The sequence below is a fragment of the Modestobacter sp. VKM Ac-2983 genome, from assembly GCF_026967885.1.
Classification (GTDB): Bacteria; Actinomycetota; Actinomycetes; order Mycobacteriales; family Geodermatophilaceae; genus Modestobacter.
Genome location: NZ_JAPVBK010000002.1, coordinates 584,839 through 598,401, shown reverse-complemented (window position 1 = coordinate 598,401; position 13,563 = coordinate 584,839). Strand labels below are relative to the sequence as shown.

The following is a 13,563-nucleotide window of genomic DNA, read 5'->3' as shown; positions in this document are numbered from 1 at the left end:
TCGGGCAGGATCGGTGGGATGACCCCGCCGACGTGGTTCACCCAGGCCCTCGCCCAGCAGCCGGAGCACCGGGACGTCGTCGTCTCGGGCGCGCGGGTGCACTACCGGGCCTGGGGGCCGGCCGGGGCGCCGGGAGTGGTGCTGGTGCACGGCGGGGCGGCCCACTCCGGCTGGTGGGACCACGTCGCTCCGCTGCTCACCGGCCGCCGGGTGGTCGCCCTGGACCTGACCGGCCACGGCGACAGCGACCCGCGCGAGGACTACGACCCGCTGCTGTGGGCGCGGGAGGTGGTGGCCGTCGCCGCCGACGCAGGCCTCGACCGGCCGGTCGTCGTCGGCCACAGCATGGGTGGCTGGGTGGCGGTCACCGTGGGCGTCCAGCACCCGGGTGACATCGGTTCGGTCGTCGTCGTCGACTCCCCGCTCAACGACCGGCCGCCGGACGAGCGTCGGCTGCGGGAGCGCCGCCGGCCGCACCGCGTGTACCCGGACCCGGCCGAGGCCAGGGCCCGCTTCCGGACCCTGCCGCCGCAGGACGTCCTGCTCCCCTTCGTCCGCGAGCACGTGGCCGCCGGCTCGCTGCGCGCGGTCGAGGGCGGCTGGACGTGGAAGTTCGACCCGCACTTCTTCGGCACCCGGCTGCGGCTGCGCGACCTGCTGCCCGGCGTCGCCGTCCCGCTGACCTTCCTGCGCTGCGAGCACGGGCTGGTGAGCCCGGAGATGGCCACCGAGATGGTGGGGCTGACCCGGGCCGGGATGCCCGTGGTCGACCTGCCCGACAGCGGTCACCACCCGATGCTGGACCAGCCGCTCGCCCTGGTCACCGCGCTGCGCACGGTGCTCGCGCTGGGCGGTGACCGACCCCGCTGACCCGTCGGGCGTGCTCCCGCAGGGGTGGGTCAGAGGCAGCGGTACAGCGCCCGCCAGAACGTGTCCAGGCCGTCGCCCGGCCCGGCCGTGCCGCGCGCGGTGAGCAGCACCGCGACGAGGTCCCGGTCCGGATCGGCGTAGGCGGTCGTGCCCGTCCCGCCGTCCCAGCCGAACCGGCCCGGCTGCGCCCATGGCTCCCCCGGCTCGACCTGCACGCCGACCTGCAGGCCCCAGGAGCGGCCGGCGCCGAGGAAGTCGGCGGCCTCCACCCGCTGCGCCGTGGTCAGCGCTCCGGTGGTCATGGCGGCCACCGATCGCGGGCTCAGCAGCGGCCCGCCGCCGTCGGCGAGCGCGCCGAAGAAGGCGAGCACGTCCGGTGCGCTGGAGACCAACCCGGCCGCCAGCCCTTCGAAGACCGGTGGCACGGACGACCGCCCGTCGGCCGGGTCGAGGAGCTCGAACCCGTCACCGGCCGGCAGGTACGCCGGGCCGAGCCGCGCGGGGTCGGTCGCGCAGAAGCCGGTGTCGGCCAGGCCCAGCGGACCGGTGACCCGCACGCGCAGTAAGTCGCGCAGCGGGCACCCGGCGACCCGGCTCAGCAGCACCGAGAGCACCTCGGTGCTGAGCTGGTACAGCCAGCTGGCCCCGGGCTGCGCGGCCAGCGGCAGCTCGCCCAACCGGGCCAGGTACTCCCCCGGCGTCAGCTGCGGCGGCAGCGGACCCGGTCCGAGGCCGGCCCGGTACAGAGCTCGGTCCAGCGGCGAGCCGTCCCACAGCCCACCGAAGCCGGGCGTGCTGGTGAGCAGGTGGCGGACGGTGATCGGGCGGTCAGCGGGCACCGTGTCCGTGAGTGCGCCGGCCCGGTCGACCAGCACCCGCGGGTCGGCCAGCTCCGGGAGCCACCGCCCGACCGGGTCGTCGAGGTCCAGCAGCCCGTCCTCGACCAGCGACAGCGTCAGCACGCCGGCGAACGGCTTGGACAGCGAGGCGAGCCGGAACAGCGAGTCCGGACGCACCCGGGCGCGGCCGCCCAGCTCGAGGGAGCCGCCGGTGTGCACCTCGACCTCGCCGTGGTGGCGCACCGCGGCGGCGTAGCCGGGCAGTCGGCCGCGCTCCACCTGGGCCTGCAGCGCTGACCAGACGGTGACGAACCGGGACAGGTCCGACATGGGGGCCTCCTGCGTCCGAGGGACGGCGCACCCAGCGTCCGAGGGACGGTGCGCTCGGCAGGGAGGACGGCGGTGGCCGGTGGAAGTCATCGCGCCGGCCACCGGGACCCTCAGGCGGTGGTGCCCTTGCCCGAGGACCGCTGGGCCGCCGGGGCGTCGGCGCCGTCCTCGCCCAGGTGCCGCTCGAAGTGCGGCGGGACGACGAGGTCGGCCGGGCTGAGCTCATCGACCGAGCGGTGGCCGAGGCCGACCAGCGCGGACCCGAGCCCGTCCCGCAGCAGGTCGAGCACGTTGCCCACGCCGGCCTCGCCGTTGGCGGCCAGGCCCCACAGGTAGGCCCGGCCGATCATGACCGCCCGGGCGCCCAGCGCGACTGCCTTGGCGACGTCGCCGCCCCGCCGGACGCCGCCGTCCATCAGCACCTCGACCTGGTCCCCGACCGCGTCGACGACCGCGGGCAGCGCGCGGATCGCTGCCGGGGTGCCGTCGAGGTTGTTGCCGCCGTGGTTGGAGACCGAGATCGCGGTGACCCCGGCGTCGACGGCCCGCTTGGCGTCATCGATCCGCATGACGCCCTTGAGCATGAACGGCCCGTCCCACTGCGAACGCAGCCAGGCGACGTCCTCCCAGGTGGGCATCGGCGAGCCCATCCACTGCCCGTAGGCCCCGAAGAACGTGGGCGCCGGGTCACCGGGGGTCGCCACCATGTTCGGCACGGTGAGGTCGGGGAGCTTGCGGGTGCGGGCGAAGTCGAGCAGCCACCGCGGCCGGGCCAGCACCTGCGGGGCGTACCGGCGGGCCGCCTCGAAGTCGATCTTCTCCGGGATGAACGGGCTGCCCCAGTCGCGGCCGTAGGCGAAGGACCAGTCCAGCGTGGCGATCATGCCGACCGCGCCGGCGGCCTTCGCCCGCTGCATGCGGCCGAGCATCTCCTCGCGGGTGCCGACCCAGTACATCTGGAAGAAGGTCTGCGGGTTCGCCGCCACGACCTCCTCGATCGGCTTGCTGGCGAAGGAGGACAAGCCCATCGCCACGCCGCGGGAGGCGGCGGCGCGGGCCACGGCGACCTCACCCTCGGGGTCGACCGCCTGGACCCCGGTGGGGCTGATCATGATCGGCATGGAGACCGGCTGGCCCATGATCGTGGTGGCCAGCTGCCGTTCGTTGCTCAGCCCGGCGGTGTGCGGGGCGAACCCGAGCTCGGTGAAGGCGGCGAGGTTGTCCGCCGCGGTCAGCCCGCGCTCGGAGCCGGCCACCAGCGCCCCGTAGACCCCCTTGGGCAGCCGCCGCTTCGCCCGGCGCTGCGCCTCCGCCACCGACTCGAACCACGCGTTCGCCACCTGCGGACCCCCTGCTGCTCGACTCGTCCCGGGCGACGCCGTCGTCACCGGGGTTGCCGTCGCGGGGCCGGCCGGTCCCCCGGCGCCCTACGTGGCACTGAGTGCCACCCTAGCGGCCGAGGGTGGCCTGGGACACAGTGCGCCGGTCAGGCGTCCTTGATCGCCGAGACGTCGAACTCCACCTGGATCCGGTCACTGACCAGCACGCCACCGGTGTCCAGCATCGCGTTCCAGGTGAGGTCCCACTCGCTGCGCTTGATGGCCAGCGCGCCCTCGAAGCCCACCCGCATGTTGCCGAACGGGTCCAACGCCGAGCCGGTGAGGGTGAAGTCGATCGAGACCGGCCGGGTGACCGCCTTGATCGTGAGGTCGCCGGTGACGCGGTAGACGTCCCGGTCGACCTGCTCGACCGCGGTGGAGACGAAGACCATCTCGGGGTGCTGCTCGACGTCCAGGAAGTCGGCCGAGCGCAGGTGCGCATCGCGGTCCGGCGTCCCGGTGTCGATGCTGGCGGTGGCGATCCGCAGTCGGACGTTGCTGGCCGTCGGCGTCGCGGTGTCCAGGTGGGCGGTGCCGGAGAAGTCGGTGAAGGCACCCCGCACGGTGGTCACCATGGCGTGCCGGGCCCGGACGCCGATCCGGGTGTGCGTGACGTCGACGGTGTAGTCGCCCGTCACGTCGGCCAGGGCGCTGGTGGCGGCGTCGAAGTCCGTCGCGGCGCCCTCGGGTGCGCGGTGCTTGCCCACGGATCAGCGCTCCTCGTCTCGGTGGTCGAACCCCTCGATCCTCCCCGATGGTCCCCCGCCGGTGCACAGGAGGGCCATCTGCCCGACACCTCGGCACTGCATCGGACGCAGCGAGGCCCGGGTCCGGCCGGACCCGGGCCTCGCTGCGCACCGCCGGTGGGTCAGTACCAGCCGGTGGCCTTCGAGTGCGACCACGCGGCGCACGGCGAGCCGTAGCGGTTGGTGATGTAGATCAGCCCCGCGTCGATCTGCCGGTAGCCGTCCGCGGTCTTGGCGATCCCGGTGCTCTTCCAGGTCGAGTCCAGGAACTGCGGGATGCCGTACGCGGTGCTGTTCGGGTTCTGCGCGTTCGGGTTCCAGCCGCTCTCCTTGCCCCACAGGCTCTCCAGGCAGGAGAACTCCGTCTGGTCGCCGCCGAGCTTGCCCAGGGCGTAGTCCTGGAACGAGCCCGACCCGGAGGACGCGACGGGGGCAGGCGCAGCCGGCGCCCTGGTGGTGCTGGACGGGGCCGGGGTCGCCGCCCGAGCGGCGGCAGCCGCTGCCTCCTCCGCGGCCTTCGCCTCCGCAGCGGCCTGGGCCTCGGCGGCGATCCGCGCCTCTTCCGCGGCCTGCGCCTCGGCGGCGGCCTGCGCTGCTGCGGCTGCCTGCGCGTCGAGCACGGCCTGGTCGGCGGCCGCCTGCGCCTGCGCGGCGGCGGCCTGGGCGGCCTCGCGCTCGCTGCGGTTGGCGGCGAGCTGGCCGAGCCGGTCGGCCAGGGGGCCGTCGACGAGGGCGGTCCCGGTCTGCTGCGAGCTCAGGTCCAGCTGGGCGACGACGCTCGCGGGCTCGACGGCGGCCTCGGCCCGCGTGCCGGGCTCACCGCCGACGAGGACGTTGACCAGGATCGCCCCGGCGGCGGCGACGCCGACGTACAGCGTGGGCCGACGGAGGCCCCCCGGGGGCTGACGACGAGCCCGCCGGGCCACCGGGGCGTCATCGGCGCCGGTCGAGAGCGCGGGGAGCACCTCGGTGGCGGGCAGCTGCTCGTCGGACGAGGACGCGGTGGTGCGACGGGACATGAAGAGAGGGGCTCCGTGGGTCTTCCGCGGCCGCCTACCGAGTCAGCTGACGGATTCGGGCGGGAAGTCGCCCTACCCAGCCGGGCGGCTGCCCGGGCGGGATTCACCCCAGTGGTGCGGTGGGTCCCCGGTTCGCTGCGTGCAGCGATTCGGCGGCATCCGGTGCGGGCTCCCCGGGTGGGGACGAGACGTCCGACCGGACCTGGCCACGGTAGAGGCCGTCGCCTGGGCGTGACAATGCCGGGAGCCGGATTTCGTCGCCATGTGCCACGTCTCCCATCCGGTGGCGGGGCGGGGCAGCAGCAGTGGGACGGCTGGTGCCGGTGGGCCTCAGGGGAGCCGCCAGACCGTCGTCCGGCGCACCGCTCCCCCGGCGGCGTCCGGTACGTCGTACTCCGCCTGGGCCACCAGGCCCTCCTTCGGGACGTACGCCCGTCCGGGGTCGCCCAGCAGGACGGTGGCCCCCTGCAGCCAGGCCGCGCCGAGGAAGGGCAGCACCCGGGCGGTCATCTCCCGGTCGTAACAGACGTCGCCGGCCAGGACGACGTCGATGTCCGGTAGCTCCTCGTCCAGGACGTCCCCGACGACCTCGATCCCGGCCACCCCGTTGACCTCGGCGTTCAGCCCGACCGCGGTGTGCGAGTACGGGTCGACGTCGCTCGCCAGCACCCCGCTCGCCCCGGCCAGCAGCGCGGCGACGGCCACCAGGCCGCTGCCCGCGCCCAGGTCCAGGACCCGGCGGCCGGCCACGAGCTCCGGGTGGTCGAGCACGTGCCGGGCCAGCGCCTGGCCGCCGGGCCAGGCCGCGGCCCAGAACGGCGGGTCCTCGCCGGCTCCGCCGCCCTCGGTCTCCATCGCCTCCCAGAGCGCGACGACGTCGTCGGCGACGTGCAGCTGCACCTCGGGGACGAGCGACGGGCGGTCCAGCCGGGTGTGGGCCCGCAGGAAGGCCGGTGGCACGGGGTGCTGGACCGCCACGCCGGTCAGGCCTTGCGCTCGGTGCGCACGACGGTGACCGGGCACGGGGCGTGCCGGGTGACCTGGTCGCTCACCGAGCCGAGCAGCAGCCCGGCGAAGCCGCCTCGCCCGCGGGCCCCGACCACAAGGAGGTCGGCGTGCTGCGCGGCCTCGAGCAGCGACCGCACCGGCGCAGCGTGCACGACGTGGCAGGTCACCTCGCCGGCCCGCTCGGCGCCCAGCGCGGCCCGGACGTCGGCCTCCAGGTCGGCCTGCACCGCCTGCTCGTACTCACCGATCGGCGGCACGTAGCCGAGCTCCCAGCTCGGCGGCTGCGGGGCGGTGGCGATCCGCCAGCCGCGGACGACGTGCAGCGGCCAGGAGGCGCGCTCGGCCAGCGTCGCGGCCCACTGCAGCGCCTCCTGCGCGCAGTCCGAGCCGTCGTGGCCGACGACGACGCCACCCTCGACGGCGGCGCGGGTCGACACCTCTCCCTCGACCTCGGCCAGCTCGGTGGCCGCCTCGTCCCGCTCGGCAGCGAGTGCTGCGTTCCCCGACCGGTCTGCTGGCTGCTGCGTCAACGCCGTCCTCCAGTGCTCGTGTGCTCGTGCTCCGCCGGTACCCGGCACCAGGAAGCCTCCCCCACCCGGCCGGTCGACGGCAGGGTCGGAGGGCCTGTTCCCCCGTGTCGTCCGGGCCGGGGGCCTTCGGATCGCGGCGGAGGCCGCTCTGCTCTTCACTGATCATGAGCCGGCGCGCGCCGGCAGGATCGACTGGATCGAGGAGGAACGGCAGCCATGGAGCACTTCACCATCGCCACCGTCGCCGAGGAGAGCGCCGACTTCCGTCGGGTGCTCTGGACCGGCGAGCACACCCAGCTGGTGATCATGACGATCCCGCCGGGTGGGGAGATCGGCGAGGAGGTGCACGAGGAGATCGACCAGATCCTCACCTTCGTCAGCGGCACCGGCCAGGCCGTCGTCGGCGGGCAGAAGAAGAACGTCGCCCAGGGTGACCTCGTCGTCGTCCCCGCCGGCAAGAAGCACAACTTCCTCAACACCGGGGTGAACCCGCTGGTGCTCTACACGGTCTACGGCCCGCCGGAGCACGCCGACAAGGCGGTGCACAAGACCAAGGAGGAGGCCGACGCGCTCGAGGAGGCCGGCAAGGACGAGCCGCCGACCAGCTGAGGCCCGATCGGGCAGGGTGGGCGTCGTGACGACGCAGCCGGGCATCTTCGCCCTCGGCACCCCTGAGCACTGCTACCTGGAGCTCGACCTGGAGCCCGGCTGCTCCGCGGAGGACCTGGTCCGCGGGGTGGCCGGGCTCACCGGTCCGCTCTCCTCCACCGGTGGGGTGAACCTCGTGGTCGGCTTCCGGCCGGAGCTGTGGGCCGCCGTCGCCCCGGACGACGCCCCGGCGGACGCCGCCAGCTGGACCGAGGACCTCGTCGGCGCCGGCCGTTACCGGATGCCGGCGACCCAGCACGACGCCTGGATCTGGGTCGCCGGGGGCGATCGCACCGCGGTCTTCGACAACGCCCGGGCCGTGCTGGCCGCCCTGGCCGGCGTCGCCCGGGTGGCCGCAGAGGTCACCGGCTGGCTGTACCGGCACGACCGGGACCTGACCGGCTTCATCGACGGCACGGAGAACCCCTCGCTGCTGACCGCCGCGGAGGTCGCGGCCGTGCCTGCCGGCGAGCCGGGTGCGGGGGCGAGCATCGTGCTCTATCAGGTGTGGCGGCACGACAGCGCCGCCTGGGAGTCCCTGGGGATGCACGGCCAGGAGATGATGATGGGCCGGACCAAGCCGGACAGCGTCGAGCTGCCCGACGACGTGATGCTGCCGAGCGCGCACGTCGCCCGCACCACCGTCGAGGTGGACGGCGAGGAGAAGCAGATCTTCCGGCGCAACGTCGCCTACGGCGGGGTCACCGACCACGGGACGGCGTTCGTCGGGTTCGCCCGCGACCAGTGGCGCCTCACCGAGATGCTCCGCCGGATGGCCGGGGCTACAGACGGGGTGCGCGACGGGCTGACCGGCTTCCTGACCCCGCTGAGCGGGGCGTACTACACGTGCCCGTCGATCGACGCCCTGGCCCGGTTCGCGCCCCCCCGACGAGGACTGACGGCCACCGTGACCCAGGAGCAGGAGCAGCCGGCGCAGCCGGAGCCGGAAGGTGGTGACCCGGCGTGCTGGCTCGACCGGGTCTGCCCGGTGTGCGGCCGGCTGACCGAGCGGCTGCCCACGGGTCGCTGCGCCGCCTGCGGCGAGCCCTGGGACTGACCGTCCCCCGATGAGATCCTCGGCCGCAGCGGCAGGTGACCGACCGTGCCTGGGCAGCCACTGCGCCGAGGGGTCTGTCCGGCCATGCCGGCGGCCGGTGCTGGCCGCCGAGCAAGTCAGGCGGCGGAGCTCCTGGCGACCTGACTGCCGTACCAGCTGGTGAGCAGGTGCGCGCGGACAGAGGCCGGCAGCGCTCCCCAGCGGAGCAGCGCCGCCCGGGCCGGGAGCGCACTCGCTGCAGCGAGCTGGCCCAGTTCGCGGACCCGTTCCGGTCGCGGGCTGTGCGGCTTCCGATCGTGCAGCCCGGCGGCGACCTGACTGTCGAAGGCCGCGAGGATGTCGGCCTGGTGCGCCGGGTCGAACCACTGAGGGCTCCGCGGCGAGCTCGCTGCGAGGTGGTGACGGATCACGATGTGCTTATCGGCCCGTTGTGCGCTCGCTGTGACTCGAACAGGGCTCACGGGCGGCCCTGAGCTGCCGTTCTTGCTCTCTGGACACTCGTGTCACACCCGCATCAGAGGTCACGTCCGCACGCCGATCTGGTACCCGGGTGGACCCGCCGGGCGACCTCCTCTCGCACGCTGTCGAGGAAGTCGACGCGGCTTCCCCTATGCCGGGGCGGCCCCACGCCATGGGCCTCAGGAAGCAGGGGCCACAGGCCATGGGGCCTCAGAAAGCGCGGCGGCCACAAGCCGTAGGGACTCAGGAAGGCGGCCCGTAGGGACTCAGAAAGGCGGCGGGTCGTCCGGGTCGGGTGGGCTCCCGCCTCCGGTCAGCTGTCCGGTGGCGGACAGCCGGAGGCCCGGTGGCTGGCGGCCGGGTGTTCGGGAGCTCTGTGTTCGGGAGCTCGGTGTTCGGTGGCTGGGCAGGTGGAGGCCGGGTGGTCGGGTGGTCCGGGTGACGCCGGAGGGGGTGGTGACCGACAGGGCGCCGTCGTCAGTCATGACGAACCGCCACCTGGGTGCGTGGGTCTTCAGCCGGTGGTGTCGCCGGCACAAGCAGCACAAGTTGGTGCAGTCGGTGGCCCCGCCGTCGCGGTGGGCGCAGACGTGGTCCAGGTCGGTGCGCGCGGCCGGTCGACGGCAGCCGGGATGTCGGCAGGTCCGGTCCCGGGCCCGCACGTACCGCTGCTGGGCCGGGGTCGGGGTGTAGCGGTCGATCGGCGGTGGCCGGTCCAGCACCCCGCACCCGCAGTCCCGGTCGGGATGAGCGGGGCAGCCGCGGCGGGCCAGCCGCTCCAGTTCCGGGCGGGTCACCGTCGCCCGCAGCGCCCCGGTGTCCGGGTCGGTCAGGTCGATGCCCAGCGTGCCCCCGGTCGGGGCCTGTAGCCCACCGGGGCAGATCGCATCCAGCTGCGCCAGGAGCTCCCGGAGCTGCCCGGCGGTGATCGGCGCCCCGTCCACCGTCGCAGCATCCCGGTCATCGCACGCCGGGAGCCCGCCCGCGCCCGCCGCGTGACCCCCACCCGGTGCGAGGAGATCCTCGCCCGATTCGTGACCCTCGCCCGACGCGTGGAGACCCTCGCCCGGCCCGTGGTTCTCGTCCGGCGCCCGGTGGCCTCCCTCGGGCGTGCCGTGGCCCTCACCCGGCGGGGTGGAGCCGTCGAAGGGGTGGGGGTGCAGCGCCGGCAGCGGGGTCAGGACCGTCAGATGGGCGGTGACCGGCTCCCGGCTGGTGTCCCAGGGCCGCAGGATCAGGTCGGCCATCACCTGGGTACGCAGCTGCCCGATCGGCCGCTCATCACCCTCGGCCTTCGCCATCCGCGCATAACCGTCGACCGTCTCTCGGCAGGCCGCGGCCACCGGCATCGGCAGGTCCGCCACCAGCTGACCCATCCCATCGGCGGTGGCCCGGGTGGTCACATCGGCACACTGCTCGGCCTTCTTCCGCCGCCGATCGGCCGCCGCATCGTCCAGCGCGATCAACGCCGCCGCCGTCCGTTCCTGCAACCGCACCGGCGTCTCCCCCGCCACCGCCCACCCCAACGCCTGCGCCTCCACCTCGGCCACCACCGCCGGCTCCACCCGGCCGCCCGCAGCCTGCGACTGTCCGCCCAACGCCTTCGCGATCGCCGTTGCCCGCGGCGGGTCGATCAGCGAATCAGCCAACGCCGCCCACGTCTCCGGCAGCTCATGCACCCACACCAGCGACCGCTCCGCCAACAGGGTCGCCGCCGTCCGCGAGATGCCCGCGACGACCGCCAGCTCATCGGCCAGGAACTCACTCACCCCCACCGGCACGCGAACCGGGCGCCAGCCCTCCACCCCGTGCCCCGGCTGCTGATCGGTCAGATCCCACTCCACCGGGCGACGCCGCGCCAGCTCGGCCACCACCACCGCCTCATAGGCAGCCAACTGCGCCCGCACGTCGGCGATCGTGCCCAGCTCCCCCACCAGACCCGCGTCGGAGAAGCCGCTCGGCGGGAGCACCTCCGACAACCGGGTCCGCCGCCGCGTCACCCCCGCAGGCGGTGCAGGCAACTCAGCGCAGGCCGACGAGGACCGCGGTGACACCGTCACCGCCACCCCGAACCCATCGCCCATGGACACACCACGAACCTAGGGAGAGGGTCTGACAGTTCTGGACCCAACGAGACGCATCCCGGTCACCCTGCGAACCGGGGTGCGGATCGGCGTTCGCACGAGTCGGCGTGTCCACGAGTCGACAACTCGTCGAGTCGACGTCCCGACACGGCGACACGGCGACACGGGCGCACGGGGTCGGCAGACCGACGCGCGCCGCCGGCCGGGCTAGGGCCTCCTGATCAGAGCCCGCCGGCCACCCGCAGCACCGCGCCCGAGACGTAGCCGGCCTCCGGCCCCAGCAGCCAGGCGATCGCCGGCGCGATCTCGTCCGGTTCCCCTGGGCGACCCATCGGCACCCGGGCCGTGACCCGCTCCAGCCGACCGGCGTCACCGGCGCCGGCGTGGATGCCGGTGCGGACCAGCCCCGGCGCCACCGCGTTGACCCGGACCCCGTCGTCCGCGAGCTCCTTCGCCAGCCCCATGGTGAGCGCGTCGACGCCCGCCTTCGCCGCCGCGTAGTGCACGTACTCGTGCGCCGAACCCAGCGTCGCCGCACTCGAGGAGACGGTGACGATCGCCCCACCCGGCCCGCCCCGCCGCAGGGACATGACCTGCGCCGCCCGGCGGACGCACAGGACGACGCCCAGCAGGTTCACGTCGATCACCTGCCGGACGACGTCGACGGGCGTGTCGGCCAGGTCGCCGAGGTGCGCGGTCAGGCCGGCGTTGGCGACCAGCCCGGTGACCGGCCCGAGCTGCTCGGCCGCGGCGGCGAAGAGCGCGTCGACGTCGTCGGGGTCGGCCACGTCGGCCCGGACGGCGACCGCCCGCACGCCGCGCTCGCGCGCGGCGGTCACCACGGCCTCGGCTTCGACACGGCCCGACCGGTACCCGACGACCAGGTCGTGGCCCTGCCGGGCGAGGTGGACGGCGGTGGCCGCACCGATGCCGCGGCTGCCGCCGGTCACCACCGTGACCGGGCGGGACGGAGCGGACGGCACGGGCGGCGGGGTGGACACGCGGTGATCCTGCCGCGGCACGAGCCGGGACTGTCACCCCCGCCCGGCAGACTGCCCGACGTGGACAACAGCCCCGAGGCCGCCTTCCGGCGACTGCACCCGCTGCTGGTCGAGGTGCGCGATGCACTGCTCGGTGGCCTGACCGTCAGCCGGGAGATCCACGCGGCGCACGGCTGGCAGCCGGCCGCCGACCGCCACCTGGACCACCAGCTGGTCCGCCGGGAGGCGATGGAGCGGTTGCGCCCCTACGCCGAGCACGACGACCACCCGTTCGGCACCCAGCTGGAGCTGCTCGACCCCGGCAACGAGAACCTCGGGCTGCCGATGAGCGGGCTGATCCTGCGCACCCCCACCGAGGTGGTCCGGGTGTGGCACTCCGACGACGGCGAGCTGCCGGCCGCCGACACCCAGGGCCTGCGCGACTTCTACCGGCAGGCGCCGGTCGCCCAGCAGCGCCTGCAGCTGGCGATCGACGGCGCTCCCGACCTGCGCCGGCGCGACCACCTGGCGCTGCTGTGGGCCGACGCGCGCACGCTCGGCCGGGAGCCGGAACTGGTCCGGTTCGACCTCGTCCGTCCGCGCGACTGGGCCGGGCGCCGGGTGGACGTCGACTGGCGGGTGGGTCTGCTCGACCTGCTCGGCCGGCGCGCAGCCTGACCGGCCGGCGCCCGGCCACCGCGAGCGACACCCGGGCGCACACCCCGTGCGGCACCCCCGCGGGAACCGGCGGACCCGCGGCCCCCACAATGTCCCGGTGCACAGAGGCAGGAACGTAGACCCCGGAATCGCGCGCTCGTGGCTGCTGGTCAACGGCGCCCGCACGGAACTGTTCGACGAGGCGCACGAGTCGCGCGCCGACCAGATCGTGCTCGACATCGAGGACGCGGTCGACCCGGCCCGCAAGCCCGATGCCCGGGCCGACGTCGTCGAGTGGCTCTCCGCCCCCGGCAACCGGGCCTGGGTCCGGATCAACGACCACGCGACCCCGTTCTGGGCCGACGACGTCGCCGCGCTCGCCGGACTCCCCGGCCTGGCCGGCGTGATGCTCGCCAAGACCGAGGCCGCCGAGCACGTCACCGAGACCTACGACCGGCTGGGCGGCTCCACCCCGGTGCTCGCCCTCGTCGAGTCGGCGCTGGGCATCGAGGAGGCCGTGCGGATCGCCTCCGCCCGCGGCGCCTTCCGGCTCGCCTTCGGCAGCGGTGACTACCGGCGCGACACCGGCACCAGCGCCGACGACCTGGCGATGGCCTACCCACGCTCCCGCCTGGTCATCGCCAGCCGGGTCGGCGGCCTGCCCGGCCCGATCGACGGCCCCACGGTGGGCACCAGCCACCCGATCCTGCGCGAGCAGTCGGCGCTGACGGTCTCCCTGGGCCTCACCGGCAAGCTCTGCCTGCAGCTGGACCAGCTGCCGGTGATCAACGAGGTCATCAGCCCGGCACCGTCGGACGTCGCCTGGGCCCGGGACTTCCTGGCCGACTTCGACGCCCGCGGCCAGGTCATCCGCGACGGCAGCGACCTGCCCCGCCTCGGCCGGGCCCGCAAGATCGAGAAGCTGGCCACCGCCTTCGGCGTCGAGCCCTCCTGATC

14 protein-coding genes and 1 riboswitch are annotated in these 13,563 nt (G+C 74.7%); of the genes, 5 read left to right on the top strand and 9 right to left on the bottom strand.

Annotated elements, in window-relative coordinates:
* Nucleotides 1–18: 18 nt before the first annotated feature.
* Nucleotides 19–870 (top strand): alpha/beta fold hydrolase, encoded by an 852-nt coding sequence (locus O2W18_RS09290; RefSeq protein ID WP_269187249.1) that lies wholly within the window; start codon nucleotides 19–21, stop codon nucleotides 868–870.
* Between the two features lie 29 nt (nucleotides 871–899).
* Here O2W18_RS09290 and O2W18_RS09285 read toward each other — a convergent pair whose 3' ends face one another.
* The 6 genes from O2W18_RS09285 to O2W18_RS09260 all read right to left on the bottom strand — a co-directional run bounded on the left by O2W18_RS09285 (nucleotide 900) and on the right by O2W18_RS09260 (nucleotide 6,721).
* The gene (locus O2W18_RS09285) at nucleotides 900–2,039 is read right to left on the bottom strand and encodes a serine hydrolase domain-containing protein (protein WP_269187248.1); all 1,140 of its coding nucleotides are present in this window, start codon (nucleotides 2,037–2,039) and stop codon (nucleotides 900–902) included.
* Nucleotides 2,040–2,149: 110 nt separating this feature from the next.
* Nucleotides 2,150–3,379 (bottom strand): pre-mycofactocin synthase MftD, encoded by a 1,230-nt coding sequence (gene mftD, locus O2W18_RS09280; protein WP_269187247.1) that lies wholly within the window; start codon nucleotides 3,377–3,379, stop codon nucleotides 2,150–2,152.
* A 146-nt stretch (nucleotides 3,380–3,525) separates the two neighbouring features.
* A complete protein-coding gene (locus tag O2W18_RS09275) occupies nucleotides 3,526–4,125 on the bottom strand; it encodes a YceI family protein (RefSeq protein ID WP_269187246.1) in 600 nt (199 codons plus the stop codon).
* Nucleotides 4,126–4,286: 161 nt separating this feature from the next.
* Complete coding sequence (locus O2W18_RS09270; protein WP_269187245.1) at nucleotides 4,287–5,183, bottom strand: transglycosylase SLT domain-containing protein; 897 nt, start codon at nucleotides 5,181–5,183, stop codon at nucleotides 4,287–4,289.
* Between the two features lie 16 nt (nucleotides 5,184–5,199).
* Nucleotides 5,200–5,348, bottom strand: a riboswitch (cyclic di-AMP (ydaO/yuaA leader).
* Between the two features lie 165 nt (nucleotides 5,349–5,513).
* Complete coding sequence (locus tag O2W18_RS09265; protein WP_269187244.1) at nucleotides 5,514–6,161, bottom strand: class I SAM-dependent methyltransferase; 648 nt, start codon at nucleotides 6,159–6,161, stop codon at nucleotides 5,514–5,516.
* Nucleotides 6,162–6,166: 5 nt separating this feature from the next.
* Complete coding sequence (locus tag O2W18_RS09260) at nucleotides 6,167–6,721, bottom strand: universal stress protein (RefSeq protein WP_269187243.1); 555 nt, start codon at nucleotides 6,719–6,721, stop codon at nucleotides 6,167–6,169.
* Between the two features lie 216 nt (nucleotides 6,722–6,937).
* Between O2W18_RS09260 and O2W18_RS09255 the strand changes: the two genes are divergently transcribed.
* Nucleotides 6,938–7,330, top strand: a complete 393-nt coding sequence (locus O2W18_RS09255) for a cupin domain-containing protein (RefSeq protein ID WP_036335220.1) — start codon at nucleotides 6,938–6,940, stop codon at nucleotides 7,328–7,330.
* 25 nt (nucleotides 7,331–7,355) lie between these two features.
* Nucleotides 7,356–8,426, top strand: a complete 1,071-nt coding sequence (locus O2W18_RS09250) for a Dyp-type peroxidase (protein ID WP_269187242.1) — start codon at nucleotides 7,356–7,358, stop codon at nucleotides 8,424–8,426.
* Between the two features lie 116 nt (nucleotides 8,427–8,542).
* Here O2W18_RS09250 and O2W18_RS09245 read toward each other — a convergent pair whose 3' ends face one another.
* From O2W18_RS09245 to O2W18_RS09235, 3 genes are all read right to left on the bottom strand, one after another.
* Complete coding sequence (locus tag O2W18_RS09245) at nucleotides 8,543–8,836, bottom strand: hypothetical protein (RefSeq protein WP_269187241.1); 294 nt, start codon at nucleotides 8,834–8,836, stop codon at nucleotides 8,543–8,545.
* Between the two features lie 315 nt (nucleotides 8,837–9,151).
* Nucleotides 9,152–10,885 carry an HNH endonuclease signature motif containing protein gene (locus O2W18_RS09240; protein ID WP_269187240.1) on the bottom strand — a complete coding sequence of 578 codons (1,734 nt, stop codon included), beginning with the start codon at nucleotides 10,883–10,885 and terminating at the stop codon, nucleotides 9,152–9,154.
* A 305-nt stretch (nucleotides 10,886–11,190) separates the two neighbouring features.
* Nucleotides 11,191–11,970: an SDR family oxidoreductase gene (locus O2W18_RS09235; protein ID WP_269187239.1), complete on the bottom strand. Its 780-nt coding sequence runs from the start codon at nucleotides 11,968–11,970 to the stop codon at nucleotides 11,191–11,193.
* Between the two features lie 60 nt (nucleotides 11,971–12,030).
* Between O2W18_RS09235 and O2W18_RS09230 the strand changes: the two genes are divergently transcribed.
* Both O2W18_RS09230 and O2W18_RS09225 read left to right on the top strand, forming a co-directional pair.
* Nucleotides 12,031–12,627, top strand: coding sequence for a hypothetical protein (locus O2W18_RS09230; RefSeq protein ID WP_269187238.1), 597 nt, complete (start codon nucleotides 12,031–12,033; stop codon nucleotides 12,625–12,627).
* Nucleotides 12,628–12,724: 97 nt separating this feature from the next.
* Entirely contained in the window at nucleotides 12,725–13,561 is an 837-nt protein-coding gene (locus O2W18_RS09225) for an HpcH/HpaI aldolase/citrate lyase family protein (protein WP_036335229.1), read from the top strand.
* The last annotated feature ends 2 nt before the right edge of the window (nucleotides 13,562–13,563 follow it).

Bases quoted from the DNA above. Each gene is read 5' to 3' on its own strand.
- O2W18_RS09255 (WP_036335220.1), top strand. From the start codon at position 6,938: ATGGAGCACTTCACCATCGCCACCGTCGCCGAGGAGAGCGCCGACTTC.
- O2W18_RS09285 (WP_269187248.1), bottom strand. From the start codon at position 2,039: ATGTCGGACCTGTCCCGGTTCGTCACCGTCTGGTCAGCGCTGCAGGCC.
- O2W18_RS09270 (WP_269187245.1), bottom strand. From the start codon at position 5,183: ATGTCCCGTCGCACCACCGCGTCCTCGTCCGACGAGCAGCTGCCCGCC.
- O2W18_RS09290 (WP_269187249.1), top strand. From the start codon at position 19: ATGACCCCGCCGACGTGGTTCACCCAGGCCCTCGCCCAGCAGCCGGAG.